At 40.3% G+C, this 18,541-nt stretch carries 25 protein-coding genes; 6 read left to right on the top strand and 19 right to left on the bottom strand.

All coding sequences use genetic code 11. The features are described 5' to 3' along the window. Window positions 1-14: 14 nt before the first annotated feature. The 3 genes from JOC54_RS03690 to JOC54_RS03680 form a co-directional block, all read right to left on the bottom strand. Window positions 15-572 carry an RsfA family transcriptional regulator gene (locus JOC54_RS03690; protein ID WP_204464539.1) on the bottom strand — a complete coding sequence of 186 codons (558 nt, stop codon included), beginning with the start codon at window positions 570-572 and terminating at the stop codon, window positions 15-17. 147 nt (window positions 573-719) lie between these two features. After that, window positions 720-893: a 50S ribosomal protein L32 gene (gene rpmF / locus JOC54_RS03685; RefSeq protein WP_035421072.1), complete on the bottom strand. Its 174-nt coding sequence runs from the start codon at window positions 891-893 to the stop codon at window positions 720-722. 36 nt (window positions 894-929) lie between these two features. Further along, complete coding sequence (locus JOC54_RS03680) at window positions 930-1,445, bottom strand: YceD family protein (protein ID WP_035421073.1); 516 nt, start codon at window positions 1,443-1,445, stop codon at window positions 930-932. 187 nt (window positions 1,446-1,632) lie between these two features. On the opposite strand from JOC54_RS03680, the gene JOC54_RS03675 reads away from it, so the two are divergent. Beyond that, on the top strand, window positions 1,633-2,853 hold the full coding sequence (locus JOC54_RS03675) for a nucleotidyltransferase (RefSeq protein ID WP_204464538.1): 1,221 nt from the start codon (window positions 1,633-1,635) through the stop codon (window positions 2,851-2,853). A 7-nt stretch (window positions 2,854-2,860) separates the two neighbouring features. Here the strand turns inward: JOC54_RS03675 and JOC54_RS03670 are convergent, their stop codons facing one another. Beyond that, the gene (locus JOC54_RS03670) at window positions 2,861-3,916 is read right to left on the bottom strand and encodes a SepM family pheromone-processing serine protease (RefSeq protein WP_204464537.1); all 1,056 of its coding nucleotides are present in this window, start codon (window positions 3,914-3,916) and stop codon (window positions 2,861-2,863) included. Between the two features lie 3 nt (window positions 3,917-3,919). Beyond that, window positions 3,920-4,702, bottom strand: coding sequence for a patatin-like phospholipase family protein (locus tag JOC54_RS03665; RefSeq protein ID WP_204464536.1), 783 nt, complete (start codon window positions 4,700-4,702; stop codon window positions 3,920-3,922). A 127-nt stretch (window positions 4,703-4,829) separates the two neighbouring features. Between JOC54_RS03665 and ylbJ the strand changes: the two genes are divergently transcribed. Beyond that, a complete protein-coding gene (ylbJ, locus tag JOC54_RS03660; RefSeq protein ID WP_204464529.1) occupies window positions 4,830-6,050 on the top strand; it encodes a sporulation integral membrane protein YlbJ in 1,221 nt (406 codons plus the stop codon). Here ylbJ and coaD read toward each other — a convergent pair. Then, the gene (coaD, locus tag JOC54_RS03655) at window positions 6,043-6,528 is read right to left on the bottom strand and encodes a pantetheine-phosphate adenylyltransferase (protein ID WP_035421076.1); all 486 of its coding nucleotides are present in this window, start codon (window positions 6,526-6,528) and stop codon (window positions 6,043-6,045) included. The genes ylbJ and coaD overlap by 8 nt on opposite strands. Further along, the gene (rsmD, locus tag JOC54_RS03650) at window positions 6,509-7,090 is read right to left on the bottom strand and encodes a 16S rRNA (guanine(966)-N(2))-methyltransferase RsmD (protein ID WP_204464523.1); all 582 of its coding nucleotides are present in this window, start codon (window positions 7,088-7,090) and stop codon (window positions 6,509-6,511) included. The genes coaD and rsmD overlap by 20 nt, the downstream gene beginning before the upstream one ends. Before the next feature lie 255 nt (window positions 7,091-7,345). Here rsmD and JOC54_RS03645 point away from each other — a divergent pair, with 255 nt between their 5' ends. Beyond that, window positions 7,346-7,714 carry a DUF7147 family protein gene (locus JOC54_RS03645; protein ID WP_204464520.1) on the top strand — a complete coding sequence of 123 codons (369 nt, stop codon included), beginning with the start codon at window positions 7,346-7,348 and terminating at the stop codon, window positions 7,712-7,714. 24 nt (window positions 7,715-7,738) lie between these two features. On the opposite strand, the gene JOC54_RS03640 is transcribed toward JOC54_RS03645, so the two are convergent. From JOC54_RS03640 to JOC54_RS03630, 3 genes are all read right to left on the bottom strand, one after another. Then, the gene (locus JOC54_RS03640) at window positions 7,739-8,017 is read right to left on the bottom strand and encodes a YlbG family protein (RefSeq protein ID WP_054792340.1); all 279 of its coding nucleotides are present in this window, start codon (window positions 8,015-8,017) and stop codon (window positions 7,739-7,741) included. Window positions 8,018-8,226: 209 nt separating this feature from the next. Further along, window positions 8,227-8,688, bottom strand: coding sequence for an IS200/IS605 family transposase (tnpA, locus tag JOC54_RS03635; protein ID WP_204464519.1), 462 nt, complete (start codon window positions 8,686-8,688; stop codon window positions 8,227-8,229). A 153-nt stretch (window positions 8,689-8,841) separates the two neighbouring features. Then, window positions 8,842-9,282: a YlbF/YmcA family competence regulator gene (locus JOC54_RS03630; protein ID WP_035421078.1), complete on the bottom strand. Its 441-nt coding sequence runs from the start codon at window positions 9,280-9,282 to the stop codon at window positions 8,842-8,844. Window positions 9,283-9,399: 117 nt separating this feature from the next. Between JOC54_RS03630 and JOC54_RS03625 the strand changes: the two genes are divergently transcribed. Further along, window positions 9,400-10,164 carry an ATP-grasp domain-containing protein gene (locus JOC54_RS03625; protein ID WP_204464518.1) on the top strand — a complete coding sequence of 255 codons (765 nt, stop codon included), beginning with the start codon at window positions 9,400-9,402 and terminating at the stop codon, window positions 10,162-10,164. On the opposite strand, the gene JOC54_RS03620 is transcribed toward JOC54_RS03625, so the two are convergent. Next, entirely contained in the window at window positions 10,161-10,427 is a 267-nt protein-coding gene (locus JOC54_RS03620) for a YlbE-like family protein (RefSeq protein ID WP_200870838.1), read from the bottom strand. The genes JOC54_RS03625 and JOC54_RS03620 overlap by 4 nt on opposite strands. A 14-nt stretch (window positions 10,428-10,441) precedes the next feature. Then, a complete protein-coding gene (locus tag JOC54_RS03615) occupies window positions 10,442-10,903 on the bottom strand; it encodes a YlbD family protein (RefSeq protein WP_035421080.1) in 462 nt (153 codons plus the stop codon). A gap of 145 nt (window positions 10,904-11,048) precedes the next feature. Between JOC54_RS03615 and JOC54_RS03610 the strand changes: the two genes are divergently transcribed. Continuing rightward, window positions 11,049-11,531, top strand: a complete 483-nt coding sequence (locus JOC54_RS03610) for a PaaI family thioesterase (RefSeq protein WP_081760855.1) — start codon at window positions 11,049-11,051, stop codon at window positions 11,529-11,531. 56 nt (window positions 11,532-11,587) lie between these two features. On the opposite strand, the gene JOC54_RS03605 is transcribed toward JOC54_RS03610, so the two are convergent. Then, complete coding sequence (locus JOC54_RS03605; RefSeq protein ID WP_204464517.1) at window positions 11,588-12,718, bottom strand: CAP domain-containing protein; 1,131 nt, start codon at window positions 12,716-12,718, stop codon at window positions 11,588-11,590. Window positions 12,719-12,909: 191 nt separating this feature from the next. On the opposite strand from JOC54_RS03605, the gene JOC54_RS03600 reads away from it, so the two are divergent. Beyond that, window positions 12,910-13,263 (top strand): YugN family protein, encoded by a 354-nt coding sequence (locus JOC54_RS03600; protein WP_035421082.1) that lies wholly within the window; start codon window positions 12,910-12,912, stop codon window positions 13,261-13,263. Between the two features lie 56 nt (window positions 13,264-13,319). On the opposite strand, the gene JOC54_RS03595 is transcribed toward JOC54_RS03600, so the two are convergent. From JOC54_RS03595 to coxB, 6 genes are all read right to left on the bottom strand, one after another. Next, window positions 13,320-13,799, bottom strand: coding sequence for a TcaA NTF2-like domain-containing protein (locus tag JOC54_RS03595; RefSeq protein WP_204464516.1), 480 nt, complete (start codon window positions 13,797-13,799; stop codon window positions 13,320-13,322). A gap of 65 nt (window positions 13,800-13,864) precedes the next feature. Continuing rightward, a complete protein-coding gene (locus tag JOC54_RS03590; RefSeq protein WP_035421084.1) occupies window positions 13,865-14,410 on the bottom strand; it encodes a DUF420 domain-containing protein in 546 nt (181 codons plus the stop codon). 133 nt (window positions 14,411-14,543) lie between these two features. Then, window positions 14,544-14,891: a cytochrome C oxidase subunit IV family protein gene (locus JOC54_RS03585; RefSeq protein ID WP_204464514.1), complete on the bottom strand. Its 348-nt coding sequence runs from the start codon at window positions 14,889-14,891 to the stop codon at window positions 14,544-14,546. Between the two features lie 2 nt (window positions 14,892-14,893). Beyond that, window positions 14,894-15,517 carry a cytochrome (ubi)quinol oxidase subunit III gene (locus tag JOC54_RS03580; RefSeq protein ID WP_035421086.1) on the bottom strand — a complete coding sequence of 208 codons (624 nt, stop codon included), beginning with the start codon at window positions 15,515-15,517 and terminating at the stop codon, window positions 14,894-14,896. Next, window positions 15,517-17,391: a cytochrome c oxidase subunit I gene (gene ctaD, locus JOC54_RS03575; RefSeq protein WP_204464513.1), complete on the bottom strand. Its 1,875-nt coding sequence runs from the start codon at window positions 17,389-17,391 to the stop codon at window positions 15,517-15,519. Before ctaD ends, JOC54_RS03580 begins: the two co-directional genes overlap by 1 nt. Window positions 17,392-17,421: 30 nt before the next feature. Continuing rightward, complete coding sequence (gene coxB / locus JOC54_RS03570) at window positions 17,422-18,459, bottom strand: cytochrome c oxidase subunit II (protein ID WP_051991860.1); 1,038 nt, start codon at window positions 18,457-18,459, stop codon at window positions 17,422-17,424. Window positions 18,460-18,541 lie beyond the last annotated feature (82 nt).

The following is an 18,541-nucleotide window of genomic DNA, read 5'->3' as shown; positions in this document are numbered from 1 at the left end:
TACGTAGCGGCTTGTTAAGTCGTTTTTTCGAACATTGCGGAATTGGTTAGTTTTCGAGCACGTTCCATAATTTCTAATAAAGCCCGATAATCTTGCGTAATGATGTTCTTTTCGTTTTCTACTTGACTCAGTTTCTCTCGTAAGCTTTCATTTTCTTCTTTTAGTAGAACCGTTTCATCAAGTTTACTTTGTTTCTCTTTAAAACCCTTAAGAAATTCAATCACATCATCTAAGTTCGTCATTTCTAGAGAAGATACTTGTTCAGCTGCAACATCGTTTTCCTGTATCGGTTCGAGAGGTTGAGTAAGAGGTTCTCGGACCACCTGTGCTTTTGATTTTTCTCGCTTTATTGCCGTTCGCTTCTTCTTTGCTAAGTTTACCTCTGCTTCATATTTCTTTCGAATCGTTGAATTCCAACGAAAGCCACAGGCTGCACTTGTGCGGACCAACGCTTCTGCCACCTCTTCAAAAGCAGCCAACTGCGTACTGCCTTCCCGTATATGTCGAAGAACAGTTTCCGCAAGCAATAAGTCATCTTCATGTGACCATGCATCTTGGCGATTAGCCGTCATTGTTTAACCCCCTCTTCCTTATCCACTATTACCGTAGTAAAGTCTATGCACCTCATGAATTAAATAGACATTTATTCTATTAAAACAGAATGCCCAGCCTTGCTTTTTCTTATACAAAAAAAACAGAAAGCCTAATGGCTTTCTGTTTTATTTTGAAGCTACTTTTTCACCTTTGTACGTTCCACACTCTTTACATACACGGTGTGAAAGTTTGTACTCTCCACAATCCGGGCACTGAACCATGCCTGGAACCTCAAGCTTAAAGTGAGTACGGCGTTTGTTTTTTCTAGTCTTAGAAGTTCTTCTAAAAGGTACTGCCATTGATTACACCTCCTTCATCCATCATTTCATACGCTCTTATTCTTTATCAAAAAACTTCGCTAAATCAGCAAGTCTTGGATCAACCTGCTTTTGTTTAGCTTTGTCCGTAATCAGCTCCCAATCCTTTCCTGAAGGCGGGGCTAATACGTTAGATGGATTGTCCGCAAATACCTGGATCGGAATTTCAACAAGAATACGTTCTTGAAGAAGGTGCGACACATCTAGTTCTTCGCCAGAATAGCTGTAACAATCTTCTTCAACCAGTTCTACTGGACGAGTCTCCCCTTGAAGGACAAAGTGGGCCGTCCCTTCAATCTCAAATGGCCAATCTACATCTGCTAGCGTTCGCGAACACGGCAATGTCAATTTTCCACTAATGGTAAATTGAAATGTGTAAACGTTACGCTTAGCAACAATCGTCCCTTTAAATTGAATCGAACTTGAACCCCTTACATCTGGGTGTTCTGTCAATACCTCTTCCATCTCAACCAATTCATCGAAATGAATGGTTTCGTAGCGAGCTTGTTGAAGCTGCTGAATCGTCCATTTCATCTATAACTCACCTCTTAAGGCAACAAAAATCATTATAAAACTACAAGATTGGAATGTCAACCTTTTTTCTTTACACCAAATACTAACCCATTCCACACGCCTGTTTTATACGCTATACTAATTAGAAACAACGCTCTTATTTTAGCACGGAAAGACAATAAGTGCAAAGTGTTGAGGAGGTTCTAATTTGAAATCAGTCGGCTTAGTAGTTGAGTATAATCCTTTTCATAATGGTCATAAATATCACATTGATCAAGCCCGTATACAAACGAACGCAGAAATTGTTATTGCTGTAATGAGTGGTTCCTTTTTACAACGCGGCGAACCTGCGTTACTGGCAAAATGGCAACGTACAAAAATGGCGCTAAACGCTGGCGTTGATCTAGTGGTTGAGCTTCCTTATGCGTTCTCCGTGCAAACGGCTAAAACATTTGCCACAGGAGCCATACGAATTTTAACCGAACTTGGTTGCGATTCACTCCATTTTGGTAGCGAAGCAGGACAAATTGAACCGTTTAATACGCTTGTCCATTATATGAAGCAACATAAAACGGAATATGATTTATTTGTTCAAAAAGCTTTAAAACAGGGAATGTCTTACCCAGCGGCAAGTGCAGCTGCTTTTACACAATTAAATCAACTGGATCGCTTACTTCCTTTGTCCAAACCAAATAACATCCTTGGCTTCCACTATGTACAGGCAATCAATGAGCAACAAGCACCGCTCATACCCTACACCACAAAAAGACTTCACGCCGATTACCATGACGCAGAGATCGGTGCAGGTAGCATTGCAAGTGCAACCAGTATTCGTAATGCGATTGCTCAAGGAGATCCGTTCACACAGGTTGTTCCAGAAGAAACGGCTTTCTTGCTAAAAAAATATCAAGAAAAACACCACTTTTTCCATCAATGGGAAGCTTATTTTCCTTTCTTACAACATAAAGTGTTATCAAGTTCTTTAGCTGATATTAGCAAAATCGCTGAATGTGAGGAAGGTATTGAACACCGAGTGATTGAAACCGGCTTAACTGCTACCTCTGTGGAAGACTGGCTAACGAAATTAAAAACAAAACGCTATACACGAACACGTTTACAGCGCTTGTTTGCACACCTCTTAACGGGAACAACAAAAGAAGAACTTCAGCACATCCACAAGCAGGAACCGATGAACTATATTCGACTCTTAGGTATGACTGAATTAGGAAAAACTTACTTGAATCAGCATAAAAAGCAACTGACTGTTCCCCTCGTAACAAGACAGGCCGAACTCAAACAATATCATACTGCTGGTGCCTGTGATTTACGGACAAGTCAATGCTACTGGCTCGCTTCCAAACCAAAAGAACTAGCGACGCGGTTGCTAGACGAATACAAACAACCTCCGATCTATTTGAAAAAGCCGTGACATAGCGTCACGGCTTTTCTTCGCTTTCTTTTTGTGGAAGCCCCTTTAAGAACGCCAATGCCTCATCAAGTGTATCTATCGGAACAATAACCATATCTGTTCCAATCCGTTCAGCTGCTTCACTTGCTTCTTCAAAATTAGAGCCCGGCGCCCCAGCTTGATTTGGCACTAAAAAGAAATCGGCTCCTTCTCGATCAGCAGCGACGATTTTCTGATTTGCCCCGCCAATCGGACCGACTTGACCGTCTTCGTTGATTGTACCTGTACCAGCGATATTATACCCTTTTGTTAAATCAATTTCTTCTAATTGACTATAAATTTCAAGCGCAAACATTAAACCCGCTGATGGTCCTCCAATGGCACCTGCCGAAATGGTAACTGGAGGATTTAATTCAACAGAACGATTCGTTACAGGTCCGGAAATGCCGATACCAACCCGTCCTGCTTCAATCTGTTCCTGTTCAGGAAACTCAGAAAATGTTAATGTCCTGGTAAATCGTTCTTCCTCACGCTTAATCCCTAAGTCAACTTCATCGTCTAATTGAAACTCACTTAATTTTTGAAGCAAGTCTTCAGCTGTTTGAATCTCTTCCCCATTTACTTGCTCAATGATATCTCCTGGTTCAATCATTCCATCTGCGGACATACCATCAACAATTCCAGTCACGTATACGCCGTCGTACTCAATTGTGACATTGCCAATGTCTGCCGCTTGATAAGCTGCGATCTTCGCATCTTCTTGCGATCCAGTCATCAGCATCGTTTGTCTCATGTCGTACTCATCATCGGACATATTAGTTGGTGCTGGATAAAGCGAGCGGAAGTCGCTAAATAAAGACCAAAAAGCGAGGATCGGAGTCGCTTTAGCACTCCTGATTGTGGTTAACATAAATACCCCACTATCATCGTGAAATCCAGATTCAACTTCAACCATTCCATCAACCGTTTGTGCCATCCCTGGTTGACTATAGTAATAGGGCAACTCAAATCGTGCTAATAACAACACTACTAGAATGAGTACAAGCCATCGTTTCCATGCGAATCTTTTCTGTGGTTCCTCCATAGCCTACCTCCAATGGTCAATCATTTTCTTTATCTGTGGCAGCTGTTCTTTACATGCTTGAGCACCTTGTTCAATGAGCAGATGTGTTTCAGAAAAATCAAGAGGAGCTGAATGTTTAATAATCGGGCGAATTAAGATATCGCCTTGACTCTCTTGTTTTTTTGCGAGTTCTCGCCCCATTATATCCATTGTTTGCATGACGATTTCATGGATAGAGGGATTCACTAAATTTGATCGAAAAAAAGATACGTCTACGGCAATTACAAGGTCAGCACCCATTTCACGAACAACCGATATGGGCACCCGTTCGACAACACCACCGTCAACTAAAAGCTGTCCTTCCCTTTGCACTGGTACAAAAACACCTGGAATTGACATGCTAGCTCGAACCGCTTTTGCAATATCGCCGTCTTTTATAACCACTTTGTCACCCGTTAATAAATCAGTTGCTACAACTTGTACAGGGTAACTTAACTCAGCAAACGTTTTGCTCTTTGCGAGTAATCGTACTAGACTTTCAATTTTTTCGCCAGCAATCAACCCTTGCCTTGATACAGTAAAATCTAAATAAAACTTCCGTTTAAAAAGCTTTGCGAAAGTTTCTAATGTATCAATAGTGTGACCGACACCATACATTGTCGCAACTAAAGCGCCTATGCTGCTACCAGCTAAGTATGTAACTTCTATCCCTGCCTCTTCCAGTGTCCGAAGCACACCAATATGAGCAAACCCTCTAGCTCCTCCAGAGCCTAGGGCAAGTCCAATAACGGGTTCTTTTTGCCCCATAACTGGTCCCCCTTAATTGTACTTGTAGTTTAAATCTGTTTCAATCTTATGGTCTAAACAAACGGCTTATGCGTATATTTAAAAGGACATGCTTCAAGTTGATTGATTAGTTAGGAGGATTCCCATCATGAAAGAAGCTCGGGCTGCATCATATATTAAGACAGGCGCACTCGCATTTGCCGCTACCATCTTAGCTTTCTCACTCGTCCTTTTTCCCAAAGAAGCGCTTGAAGCATCTGGCAGAGGGCTTGACATGTGGTGGAATGTCGTTTTTCCATCTTTGTTGCCTTTTTTTATTGTATCTGAATTATTAATAGGCTTTGGTGTTGTTTCCTTTATCGGAGTGATCTTAGAACCATTAATGCGTCCCTTGTTCCGTGTCCCCGGACTTGGTGGCTTCGTCTGGGCAATGGGGTTAGCCAGCGGCAACCCTGCTGGAGCAAAACTAGCCGTACAGATGCGGCAACAAAAAAGAATTACTAGAATTGAAGGGGAGCGCTTAGCTGGTTTTACCAACTCTTCCAACCCACTTTTTATTTTCGGCGCAATCGCTGTAGGTTTTTTTTTCAACCCAGCTTTAGGAATGATTTTGGCGCTTTCCCACTACGCAGGGAATATTATGGTTGGTATCGTCCTTCGGTTTTATGGAAAAGAAGATCACCAAACCAAGTCATTGCTTCGAGAAACAAAAAAAACAACTCTCAGAGAAGCGTTTCACTCGTTGCATCAAGAACGACTAAAAGACGGGAGAAGTATCGGAAAACTATTAGGTGATGCCGTCAAATCGTCGATTCAAACCCTTCTTATGATCGGCGGGTTTATTATCTTATTTTCTGTTTTAAATAAGCTCCTTACATTAATTGGCGTGATTTCGCTACTTGCAGTCTTAATTGGCTTTTTATTTGGGATTTTTGGCTTATCGCCATCCTTAGCTGAACCTTTTATTGCTGGATTGTTTGAAATTACAATTGGGGCTCAGGCGATCAGTCAAACAACGGACTCAACTTTTCTTTCACAAATTGTCATTGTATCCTTTATCCTTGGGTTTGGCGGATTATCCATTCAAGCTCAAGTCGCAAGTATTTTAGCAGATTCTGACATTCGGTTCCGGCCCTTTTTTTATGCCAGAGTCCTTCACGGCGTATTTTCAGCTTGCTTAGCCGTTATCTTTTATAAGCTTTTTTACAACCCACAGTCAGCTGCGACAATAGCTACAGTCCATCCCTTTCCACACCCACTAATTGAAAGCTGGAACCTGTTTCAGCAACTAGCACCTTTAATCACATTTTTTGCTTTAATCAGCTATTTTATTCTTAAATGCAAATCTTTTAAAAGTGAGTTTAGTTAACGTTATAGGCTCTTTTTAAAGCTTTCTCCACACCTTTTGGGACTAAATCTTGAATACATGAACCATAACTAGCCGCTTCTTTTACGATAGAAGAACTGACAAAGGAATAGGCTGGTTTTGTCATCAAGAAAATGGTCTCAAGTTCTGGCACTAACTGTTTATTCATTGACGCGATATTGTTTTCATAGTCAAAATCAGTGCTTGACCGCAGACCTCTTACAATTGCATCAGCCTTTTGTTTTTTTGCATAGTCAACAAGCAAACCTTCAAATGTATCAATTCGCAGGTTTTTAATATGTGCTGTTGCTTCTACTAGTAGTTGCTTGCGTAAGTCGAGTGATAACAACGGTGTTTTTTTATTATTAATCGAAATCACAACAATGATCTCATCAAAGAGCTTTGAGGCTCGTTCAAATAGATCAATATGCCCGTTTGTGACTGGATCAAAGCTTCCGGAACTAATCGCTATTCTTGTCATCGTTATCCACCTTTTTATACAAGGTTATTTTTGTATCACCATACGTTTCTTCTCGTTCTTTTAGAATCGCGCCAATTGCACCCGGTAACAATGTACTTGTATCCGTTTCACATATAACAACGCCGCCGTCAGTCAATAGGTTGAAATCATGAATTAGAGCGAGAACTGTTTTTAGATGATCGCTTGCCTTTGCATAAGGTGGATCTAAAAATATCATCTGAAAGACTTGTTCTCTTTTAATTAATGCTTTTAATGCCCGAATACTATCATTGCGAAAAACACTTGCTCTTTTCGTTAGCGACGTATGGGCTAAATTAGCATGAATCGTTTGGATTGCTGCTGATTGAGAATCTACAAAAACACAGCTCGTTAACCCACGGCTGAGTGCCTCAATTCCAAGACCACCACTACCAGCATATAAATCTAGACCGTCTCCTCCATTAAAATAAGGTCCAATCATATTGAATAACGACTCTTTTACTTTATCTGTTGTTGGTCTTGTTTGTTTACCAGGTACAGCTTTTAAATGTAGACCACCTTGTTCTCCTGAAACAACTCGCACATTTTCACCTTCTTTACTATGTATAAAGCTTGATATGTTCGTACATACTTAGTTTAGCAGCACTGAACGTGTTGCGACAACCGCGGAGAAGACTTACATTTCCCCATAAGTTCTTCCTCCGGTTTCTCCTCTCCCATAGCCATGTGAAAATCATGGCAAGGCATTCTTCTTTTATTTAAAGAAGAATGCCTTTTTTTCTAGACAGGTCTGAATGGACATGCTATTCTTCAAGCATCTAGCTTAAAGGAGATTATGATGAATCAACGATTTATTAAACTGGGTCAAGGCTATGCTGATTTTTTTGAGTTGATGGAGCTCGCCTCCACTCAACAATCACGTATTCACGCTTTTATCAAGCTTCAAACAGATGATGAATTAATCTCACTCGCCATTGCTTTAAGACCAGCAGGCGAGAGTCGCTTTATGCCCATTTATATTTGTTTGGAAGGCATCCCTGTTCAGAGTAAGCGAATTGCACTATTTGATCAATTAGCCCAGTCAATGAACTACGAGACTCCCCCCTTACGTGTAAAAAGCTCAACGCAGTTTCATAATGAAGAACACTATTATCATTACCTATTAGGGTTATTGCGCCTGCAACGCATTCTTCCACCGATGAGCTAAAAATAAACCAGACATTTGTCTGGTTTAAATACCTAATTTATAATCGTATTCTTTCGCTTTGTCAGGCTTTGCGTTCTGATAGTCTGTACTTATAAAAGGGCGCATTGACGGTTGAACATCTGTAACAAAATGAAAGGAAGAAAGTTTTTTTATTAAATCCTCCACTTTGTCCTGATCACAATAAAAAACAACGTACTTCATTTTTTTTGATACATATTGAACATGTCCAAAACGTCGTAACTGCCTAGCGTATTTTAAAGAGGTCAACCACACAACGATTCCTTGACGATTTGGGTTATTCATCTATAAATTCCCCTTTTCTACTGTTCTCGTCTGTATTTTATCACAATTCTTTCTTTCCATGCAAAGTAATCAAAACCACCAGTGTGAACTGGTGGTTTGCTCTGCGGCTGGAAGCCTCTATTACCGGCCTTGGCCTCAAAGGCCCACTGAAATGGTTTCCCTCTTGCACCACATCTACTCACTGATTCTAAAGAATCTCTTATCTCTTCTTATTTTTTTTGGCCTGTAAAGGGATCATGCTCTTCAAACAAGGATAGCTGATCACTCATATAGTCTTCCTTCAGCTGATTTCGAATGTATTCTTGGATATGCTTTTTATTTCGGCCCACTGTATCAACATAGAAGCCTCGACACCAAAATTTACGGTTTCCATATTTATATTTCAAATTGGCATGTCGATCAAAAATCATTAAACTACTTTTCCCTTTTAAGTAGCCCATAAATTGAGACACATTTAATTTCGGTGGGATACTTACTAACATGTGTATATGATCAGGACACGCATTCGCTTCGTGTATCACAACTTCTTTTCGTTCGCATAAATCTCTTATTATTTTGCCGATACTTTCTTTGTATTTCCCATAAATAATTTGTCTTCTGTACTTCGGTGCGAACACGATGTGATACTTACAATTCCAAGTTGTGTGTGCTAAACTGTTCATGTCCTTCATAGGGCACGCCTCCTTCTATGATGAGATGTAGTGGTCGGGAAACCAACTCCATCTTATCACGTCGTGAGGCTTTTTTTATGACCACGCTAGAAGCTCTCTGGAACCCCCGGCAGAGCCAGGGGTTTTTAAAACCATTAAAAAAAGATGTAGCTGCTAGCCGCAACTACATCCTTTACCAGAACCACAACCCCCGCTACAGGACATTGAATCAAAGAATGGATTCCCTGTTGGAACTTTTATTGAAGTAGACACCATATGTGCTATCGTTGAACTTAACTCATTTAAGAGTGTTTCCAGTTCCGTTTCTGCTGACTTAAATGCTACAACGAATTCATCCATATCAAGTTCTCGCTTTGCTACTCTAATTTCACTTGAGATTGAGCGATAATCTGGATGATATTTTCCAAAACGCTGAACTTCTTCGTGAAGTAACTTTATGTTTTTAAACGTATCTATTTTTGCTTGTGATTCTTTGTTTTGATTCAATTGGTCGCGTGCAGCTCGATAGTTTTGAAAGATGTCTGATTGAATAACCATCTCTGCTAATTCATCTGAACCATCTAGTAAGTCCATCGTATCAATTGTTGCAATCATTGAAGCACCTCCCCTCCCCATTGTAGCACGTTCTTTTCAGATTCGATAGGGAAATTCAGATTGACATCTGCTAAAAACTTCACTATAATTCACTCGATTAGCGAGGAGGCATGTACCATGAATTTGGTTACATTTAATCCGTTCCGAACAATCGGCATTCCGGGCATTGATTATGTAAAACCGGAAAAGATGTTCGAGGAACGTCTTAAAATTGAACAAGCAGATCTTTGTTTATTTCCTGAAAATTGGCAAGCGACCAGTTTAACCTATGGCTTTAAGAAACAAATCTTTCCGAGTATAGAAAGTATTCAACTTGGTTATAGCAAAATTGAGATGACGCGAGCATTTTGGGCAGTTTGCGCAGACCATGTCCCAAAGACAGTTATCTTAGGTACAAGTAGACATACAATTGACCAAGTACTGCACTCATTTTCATTTCCTTTCGTTGCAAAGACTGTTAGGTCGTCAATGGGACAAGGCGTTTTCCTCATAAAAAACAAATCCGAATTTATCGAGTATGCGAAAAACCACGATGTTCTTTACGTTCAAGAATACATTGAAAATATTCGTGATTTGCGACTCTGTGTTATTGGCACCAAAGTCGTTACAAGTTATTGGAGAGAAAACAAGGCTTTTCATAATAATGTTGCCCAAGGTGGGGCTATTTCTTTTGACGACATCCCTCAAGAGGCAATCGATCTTGTTGAGGATATCGCCAAACAATTAAATATTAACCACGCTGGATTTGACATAATTGTCACTGATGACAAGCTTTATTTACTCGAATTTAATACGCTTTTTGGCAATCAAGGCTTTCACGAACAAGGATTACGAGCCGAAGACTTTATTTACACGTACATAAAAGAGTCTGTAACGAATTAATTCGTTACAGACTGCACGGTTTCTGTGACGGTGTTTTGCCCCATTTTTATCATTTCCATTAACATCATGGCCATACTAACATTGTTTTGCATTTTCTCGACACGTTGTGGAAACGTTCTTCCGTAGAAATACTTCGCTTCTTTCTCCATCTCATTTAACTTATCTGGCTGACGCGACAAATGGCGATACCACTCAGGATGATAGCGTAGAAACTCTCTTAATTCCGGTTGTTGAACTAGTTTCATCCGTATCTCTTCTCGCAAAATGAATTTCCTCCCTAATCTCTACGAAATGAAAATGGCGAATCGCTTTCAGGTCTACGTGTTTGTTCCTGTGGTTTTTGGAACGTCTGCATCAAGTTCTGAACATTTCCTAAAACGGAGCTAAACTGCGTTAAATGTGACTGTAAGTCTTGCACGTTCATTTTTTTTACTAAACCCATCATTTGTCCAAGAAATTCACTTGTGCCACCTGAAGTGCCTTCTTCACTTGTTGTTTGCCCTGCACCAGCTTGTTCATTTGTAGATGATTGCTCTGTCTCTTCAGTCTGCTGTTGATTTTCAGTTGGTCTTGAATACGCCTCCCATTGCTCATGAGCCGCGCCGAGAATTGACCACTCTTCATAGACATGTTGCAAAGTGCGTTTTCCACCCTGCACTTCTTTCATAATTCCAGGATGTTGTTTAACAAATTCCTTGAATTCTTTTACCGAAGGGTGCAGACTTGTTTGACTTTCCATCTGGACCATCCCCCACCTATTTAAGATCTATATAACAGTATATCGACTAGCCCAGTCCCACGTGCAACTTTTTTTGCCTTCTATGCTACACTTTTGATACACTTGTTTAGATGAATAGAATAGAGAGATGAAAAGGTGAATGACATTGAAAGTAGAAGAAAAAATCCGCCGCTATATAGAGCAGGCATCAGAGGAAGAAGCGGCTGTTTTAGAACAAATTGTTGACGGATTGCTCGCAAAACAAAAAAAAGAACAGCTTACCTACTTATCAGGCATTACTCATGCTGAAGCAAACATCCCATCGAAGGATATATTTTCTATACGCGTACCTATTACCCCACTCATCTACAATCCACTACAGATTGTTCACGGAGGAATGACTGCAACCTTACTCGATTCAGCAATGGGCGGAGCAGCAATGCAAGTATTATCAGATGACTTAACAGCGGTTACCTCACAGTTAAATATTCATTATCTACGTCCAGGGGTTGGCTCATTTTTAGAATGCCAAGCCTCCGTTGTACACGCAGGAAAACAACTGCTTGTTGTCGAAGGACATGCCTATGATGATAAGAAGCGTTTAATTGCAAAAGCAACGGGTACATTCTTTGTTATCCCGCGTAAATAAACGGTTAAAAAAGAACCCGCGCCACAAAAAAGTAGCGCGGGTTCTTCATGCTTACATTAAGGTTTAAGGAAATTCTGTGTATAGTATTCATCATAAACACCTACACCTAAGTAGTGATACTCTTGATGAAGGAGGTTGACGCGGTGACCTTCACTGTTTAACCAACCTTCTACAGCAGCCACACCATCAACATATTTCAAGGCAATGTTTTCACCTGCAACTTTAAATTCAACGGCTCCTTCATTGAAACGATCGGCAAGATTTCCCCGTCCCGGTGAAATATGGTCAAAAAACTGTTGGTCGTGCATATCAAGACTGTGGAGGTAAGCGACATTTGACACTTCTTCCGACCATTCAAAAGGATTGAGTTCGTGATGCTTGCGAATATGATTTGTGTGTTCAAAGATCTGTTGCTCATTCGCTTGTTCTACTTTCTTCTGCGCGTCTTCAGAAAGTACTGGTCGCTCAGGAATATTCCCGGTATAGCTTAAGGAATAGGGCTTCTGCATTAATAAGACATCCGCATTCATCAAACGTATCGTTGATAGCTCGTCTGTATGAACATCCATATACAGCTGTAACCAATAGTCCCCTACCTGCGTAAGCGGGCGCATTGACTGATCTTGATCAGTCAAACGAAAAGTAAATGTGCCGGCGCTAGTCTCAACAGGGACGTTGTCTTCAAACGTAAACAATGAAGACAATTCACTATAAGAAGCTCTTTCGTTTCCTAAAAATCCGCTAATCGGTGTTCCACTCGCAACGATTGAAACAACCTCACCTTGTTGAATCGCTACTTGAACATACCCATCCTCAAACTGATTGTATATCCATGATTCATAACCAAAAGCGGAAGGGTCTTTTCGATCAGGTTCACCGAGTGTTGCTCGAATTTCTTCACTTGTCCCTTCCATTAACGCTCCCAAATTTATCGTGGACTCAGCTGCGTGATCCGCATCATGTTCTTCTTTAATTGGTTCATCTTCTTCTGGTTGGCTCGTTTCTTCAGCATTCGCAAAACGATTAGGATATGTATAGCTTTCTTCTTTTAAACTCATAAATAAAGGAGATTGCTTTGCTGAAATAAATGTGCCGTTTACTGGTTTAGAAGGAATTTGATTATACTCATTAAATAACACGACCGATATGACAGAAAGTACGAGCAAGATCAGTATTCTTTTTATCAACTGCAGTAACCTCCATTCTCAGCTTAGTGATACATTCGAATGTAAACCAACGAAATCCTTTCACTAGTATTGCTGCTATCTGTCTTTTTTTGTCTTCGTGTGATGTGAAAAGATTGTCTTACCCGTTGCATACGAAAGCGTTTCATACTATGATTAAGAAGTGCGAAACAGTTAGTTGAGGAGGAAGATTTGTGAAATTTACTGAAACAGGACTTGAAGAAAACCAATTAAAGTTTTCCATTGTACACTACGCTGCAGAATCACTAGGTTTTGTTCATGCAGATCAATGGGATTACGAGCGGGCAATGTTCGATTACAAAATGGTTCACCATGAAGGTACTTTCTATCTTAGAGTCCCAGTTTATAGTGTCAAAGGGGACATCCCTACGCCTTCCACTATTGTTCAAATTATGAGCCCGATTGTAGGGAAGCACTATTACCCACATGGTGTTGAGTATGAGGGAGAAACTTTCCCACAAGCCATTATCGATAAATGTGAGAGTAAGCTTTCTTTACTTGCAAAAGCCGTTCAAAATGAACTTTAAAAAAAGAGCTGTCAATTGAGACGGCTCTTTTTTTATTGAACTAAAAGAGCGTAAACCTACTCATTTTTATTCGTTCGATCAATAATAGTGTATAAGCGAAAGGTATCATCTGAACCTTTTACAATATGAAAACGTACCGATCGCTCGATATCCTCCACTTCATCGCCTGTTAAAACCTGTACATGTTCGTCTGCATCGGCAAAGTAATCTTTTTCTTCCGGGTCAAACCACACATCATTCACTTCAAGTGAGACTAAGTTCTTCTGTGACCCCGCTTTTTGTAAATCCTCACGTAATCTGTGCAGAGCATGGTAAAAAGATGTATTTGGGATTAAATAAGTCTCTTCCAGTTCATCTGTCTTGTTTTCGTTAATAGCCAAGTGCATCGCTTGTTTGTATGCCTGAACAAAAGCAGTGATCTCCTCCACTAATGGCTCGTCCGTAACAGCTTCCAAATGATCTGGTTCACTCGGTCCACAGCTTGCTAACGTTACTATTAAAAACATCAAGCAGATGCTAACGATTACTTGTCGCAAATCTTTTCCTTTCTGTTACCTTCATCCTTTTTAAGTATAACGAACAGCTTTAAAAAGGGGAACCATTAATAGTAAGGTGAAATCAAGATGTAAACTAATACACCCGTAAAACTAACGTATAACCAAATTGGCATTGTCCACCTGGCAATACGCTTATGCCTTTCATTCTCCATGTTCCAGGCTCTCGCAACGCTCGTCAAAGCAAGAGGAACAATGGCTGCTGCAAGTACGATGTGTGTAATCAAAATGAAATAATAAAAATACATTCCAAAGCCACTACCACCGTATGCGGTCGAATCTGATAAGAAATGATGCCCAACATACGTAATTAAAAAGAATGTCGTTGTTACAAACGCCGCATAAATAAAACGACGATGTACCTTTACATTTCTTTTAAGAATAGCAATTAGCGCACCAACTAAAAATAAGAATGTAAACGTGTTAAAAATTGCATTCATTAATGGCAGGATCGTCACATCAAATGCATCAAACCCTTCAACTCCTGGTAAACCTGCTAAGACACCGATCGCACCAATCAGCACAACAGATATAATAATAATCGCAGGTTTATAATTTCGCTTTTTTACTTGTTGATTTGAACGTTCGTCCATTGTATTCACTCCTAAATCTTCTAACTAATGAACTTAGTATACTACAGTTTGCACCATTCCAACCTAGAGCACGTATTTACAATCCAGTGAACATTTTAAAAAGCTCCGCCGTTAAAGGCGGAGCTTTTGATGCTTAGTATTTAACGACACCGATCAATAACATTAGTGCAACAATTGTTGGTACAGTAACGAAAACTCCCGTAATCATAAAAACAGTTGCCCACGCATGATCTTTATCCTTCATGTGCATGAAGAACAGCAATTGTAAAAACAGCTGTACCACAGCAAGGATAAGAATAAATGGAACCGCAAAATTATTCGGAACTGCATCTGACGCAACTGCTGCAAACGCAAGAACGGTTAAGAATAGCAAGAGAACAAACACAACCATTTGTTTCTTAATATCTTTTTTCATGTCGCGCTTTTCAGCTTCTGTCATAGCACTTTTTTCAAACGGTTTGCTTAACTGATCGTCAGCCATTATTAATAACCTCCCGCTCCCATTAAGTAAACGACTGTAAAGATAAATACCCAAACAACGTCAATAAAATGCCAATATAAACTTGCAACATAGAACTTCGGAGCATTTGTTAACGTAATCCCTGCTTTTCTATTGCGGATTAATAGCAACGTAATCCAGCCTAGACCGAACAATACGTGCGCTCCATGAAGACCTACAAGTGTATAGAAAGCGGACGAAAAGGCACTTGTTGTAAACCCAAATCCATAATCATGTACGTAATGCTGGAATTCATAAATTTCAAGTCCAAGGAAGATGGCTCCAAGCGAAACCGTAATCCACATCCACACCATCATTTTCTTGAAATTGTTTTTCTTCATTGCAAACATCGCAAGCACACTTGTTAATGAACTCGTTAATAGAATCATTGTCATTAAGAAAACGAGTGGCAGTGTAAATAGCTCATTTGATGCAAGGCCATCGCCAACACCATTTCGTAAACCTAAGTAAGTTCCAAAGAAAGTGGCAAACATAATTGTTTCTCCGCCAAGGAAAAACCAAAATCCAAGAAACTTGTTTTTTCCTTCAAGCGTTGCCCGCTCCGGATGAGATGGCAATCCTTTAGTCGTATCAATTGCTCCGGCCATTATTTGCCACCCCCAAGCTTCTTAAGATCTTTTTCTACGACGCTTTTAGGAATATGATAGCCATGGTCATCTTTAAGTGAACGCATAGCCATTCCACCAAATGTTAATATACCACCAAGTCCAACAACGATCCAAGGACTAATAATCGGATTAGCCATTTCTAGCATAATTAAGCCAAATCCTAAGAAGTAGAGACCGATGGAAATAACAACTGGTAAAATTGATCCGTTTGGCATGTGAATCTCGCCAACTGGTTCCGCAGGCTTCATTGTTCCATCACCATGTACTTTTTCATAGAACAATGGATCAAGTGAACGTACCTGAGGTGTTTGCGCGAAATTGTATTCTGGAACTGGCGTTGGTGTTGCCCACTCCAATGTCCGAGCATCCCACGGATCATTAATTCCAATTACACGCTCACCTTTCATTGCTGAATAAACAATATTAATGACAAGTACAATTACGGCAGCTGACATAAAGAACGTACCAATTGTACTAATCATGTTAAATTCATCAAGTCCTTGACCACCAAGATATGTATACACACGACGTGGCATACCCATTAAGCCTAAGAAATGCTGAACAAAGAATGTTAAGTGGAATCCGATTGTAAACAAGATGAAGAAAATAACGCCCAACTTCTCATTCAACTTATGGTTGAACATTTTCGGATACCAGTAAAACAGACCTGCGAATAATGCAAGCACAATTCCTCCTACGATAATGTAGTGGAAATGGGCAACAACAAAGTACGTATCATGATAAAGATAATCAACAGGCGCCATTGCAAGCATAACTCCTGTTACCCCACCAAGTACAAATGTTGGTACAAAGGAAGACGCAAACAGCATCGCTGTATTAAACGTAATTTTTCCGCCCCACATCGTAAAGAGCCAGTTAAAGATCTTAATACCTGTTGGTACCGCAATGGTCATTGTTGCAATGGCAAAGATAGAATTCGCCACAGGTCCTATACCGACCGTGAACATGTGGTGAGCCCATACCATGAATCCTAAAAAGGCAATAATCATTGTTGCGAATACCATTGCTGTATATCCGAACAAGCGCTTTCTTGAAAACGCAGGAATAACTTCAGATATAATTCCAAACGCCGGTAAGACAAGAATGTATACTTCAGGGTGTCCGAAGATCCAGAAGATATGCTGCCAGATGACGACATTTCCTCCCGCAGCCGGGTTAAAGAACTGTGCATCAAAGATCCGCTCTAGCATCAGCAATGCCAAACCTGCCGCAAGCGGCGTAAACGCGAATAAGATTAATGTTGATGTAACAAATGATGTCCAAACAAATAGCGGCAAGCGCATCATTGTCATACCTGGAGCACGCATATTAATAATCGTTACAAGGAAGTTAATCGCTGAAATAAGCGTACCAATCCCCGATACTTGCAAACCAAGCACATAAAAATCTAGACCTAGTTGAGCTTCATTTAAAGAGAGTGGCACATATGCTGTCCAGCCCGCATCCGGTCCACCGCCAAAAAACCAGCTTGTAGAAAGCAATAAACCACCAGATAAGAAAATCCAGAAACCTAATGCATTTACAAATGGAAAGGCAACATCACGCGCACCGATTTGTAACGGTATAACAAAGTTCATAAAAGCAAATAGAAGTGGTGTCGCTGCCAAGAACAACATAATCGTTCCGTGCATGGTAATAAATTCATTAAACGTTTGTCCGCTTAAAAACGTATTTTCAGGCATAATGAGCTGGATTCGCATAAATACAGCCATTAAGCCCGCTTTTAAGAAGAAGAGCGTTCCGGCAATTAAATACATGATGCCGAGTTTTTTATGGTCAACCGTTGTTAGCCAGTCCCAAATAACGCCTTTCTCTTTCTTATAACTAGCCAATACAAGACCCTCCTTTACCCGATCTTACACTTAATAATCTGCGCCCTCTGGACGTACTTGAAGTGAACGTAAATAGTCAATTAAATCAGCCATGTCCTCATCGCTAATATCAGGGTGAGCTGGCATATTGTTTCCTTGCTTTAGTGATTGTGGATCTTTAATCCATTGTGCAAGTTTCTCATCATCATCAATGTCATAAACACCAGCAAACTTTTGACGATCCCCAAAGTTTGTTAAAGTAGGGCCTGTTGCCATTCCTTGACCACCAACAGCGTGACAAGCAATACAAGAATTCTCTTGGAACACTTCGTAGCCCGCTTCAGCGTTTGCAGCCGTTTCTTCTGCTTCAACTGCCGTCATGTCTTCTACCCACGCATCATAATCATCACGCTCAAGCGCAATAACTTTAAAATCCATTAAGGCGTGTGAAGGACCACATAATTCAGCACATTTCCCTAAATAAACGCCAGGTTCTTTTGCTTCAAGCCATAGCGCATTGGAAACACCAGGAATGTTGTCAATTTTTCCACCGAGAGCCGGTACCCAAAATGAGTGAATAACGTCCTCAGCATTTAATTCAAAAATTACGCGTTCTCCAACCGGAATATAAACTTCTTGTCCAGCTGTGAACCCTTCTTCGTAATCAAATTGCCACCAGTACTGGTGTCCGGTTACGTTTATGTATACAGAATCCTCATGTTCGCTTGGATCAGCATCAACATGAAAATCAAACGTTCCTGTAACCGTTGGTACAAATAAAATAACGAGTAAGAGAACAGGAATTACTGTCCATGTAATTTCCATTGCTGTGTTACCATGGACTTGTTTCGGTAATTCGTCATCGCCATCTTTACGACGGAATTTAACGACTATAATGAAGAAAATTGCAAACACAACAACCGATACAAACGTCATAATAACGAGTGAAAGTATCATGTTGTCATAAATCCATTGTGCCGCTTCCCCTTTTGGATCAAGCGCAGTTAGGTTCTCTTCACCAAAGCAGCCTGATAAAAAAACGAGTAAAAGAACTGCTGGTGTAAGGCGCCACATGTGGTTTTTAAACATTGTTGTTTTCCCTCACTTTCTGTGTCTTTTTGTTTTGGTCTTGTTCTACCAACGCGCGAGTAACATGCAATGAAACAAACGC

It is taken from the genome of Shouchella xiaoxiensis, assembly GCF_016907895.1.
GTDB lineage: Bacteria > Bacillota > Bacilli > Bacillales > Bacillaceae_D > Shouchella > Shouchella xiaoxiensis.
Note: the sequence above shows the minus strand (reverse complement) of the source record. Positions and strands in the feature narration are given on the sequence as shown.

Coding starts and splice junctions, on each gene's coding strand:
- ylbJ (WP_204464529.1), top strand. CDS start 4,830: ATGAAAGAAGCTCGGGCTGCATCATATATTAAGACAGGCGCACTCGCA.
- JOC54_RS03645 (WP_204464520.1), top strand. CDS start 7,346: ATGAATCAACGATTTATTAAACTGGGTCAAGGCTATGCTGATTTTTTT.
- JOC54_RS03680 (WP_035421073.1), bottom strand. CDS start 1,445: ATGAAATGGACGATTCAGCAGCTTCAACAAGCTCGCTACGAAACCATT.
- coxB (WP_051991860.1), bottom strand. CDS start 18,459: ATGTTTAAAAACCACATGTGGCGCCTTACACCAGCAGTTCTTTTACTC.
- tnpA (WP_204464519.1), bottom strand. CDS start 8,688: ATGAAGGACATGAACAGTTTAGCACACACAACTTGGAATTGTAAGTAT.
- JOC54_RS03670 (WP_204464537.1), bottom strand. CDS start 3,916: ATGGAGGAACCACAGAAAAGATTCGCATGGAAACGATGGCTTGTACTC.
- JOC54_RS03615 (WP_035421080.1), bottom strand. CDS start 10,903: ATGGAAAGTCAAACAAGTCTGCACCCTTCGGTAAAAGAATTCAAGGAA.
- JOC54_RS03625 (WP_204464518.1), top strand. CDS start 9,400: ATGAATTTGGTTACATTTAATCCGTTCCGAACAATCGGCATTCCGGGC.
- JOC54_RS03580 (WP_035421086.1), bottom strand. CDS start 15,517: ATGGCCGGAGCAATTGATACGACTAAAGGATTGCCATCTCATCCGGAG.
- JOC54_RS03690 (WP_204464539.1), bottom strand. CDS start 572: ATGACGGCTAATCGCCAAGATGCATGGTCACATGAAGATGACTTATTG.
- JOC54_RS03630 (WP_035421078.1), bottom strand. CDS start 9,282: ATGATTGCAACAATTGATACGATGGACTTACTAGATGGTTCAGATGAA.
- JOC54_RS03640 (WP_054792340.1), bottom strand. CDS start 8,017: ATGAATAACCCAAATCGTCAAGGAATCGTTGTGTGGTTGACCTCTTTA.
- coaD (WP_035421076.1), bottom strand. CDS start 6,528: ATGACAAGAATAGCGATTAGTTCCGGAAGCTTTGATCCAGTCACAAAC.
- JOC54_RS03590 (WP_035421084.1), bottom strand. CDS start 14,410: ATGGACGAACGTTCAAATCAACAAGTAAAAAAGCGAAATTATAAACCT.
- rpmF (WP_035421072.1), bottom strand. CDS start 893: ATGGCAGTACCTTTTAGAAGAACTTCTAAGACTAGAAAAAACAAACGC.
- JOC54_RS03665 (WP_204464536.1), bottom strand. CDS start 4,702: ATGGGGCAAAAAGAACCCGTTATTGGACTTGCCCTAGGCTCTGGAGGA.
- JOC54_RS03585 (WP_204464514.1), bottom strand. CDS start 14,891: ATGGCTGACGATCAGTTAAGCAAACCGTTTGAAAAAAGTGCTATGACA.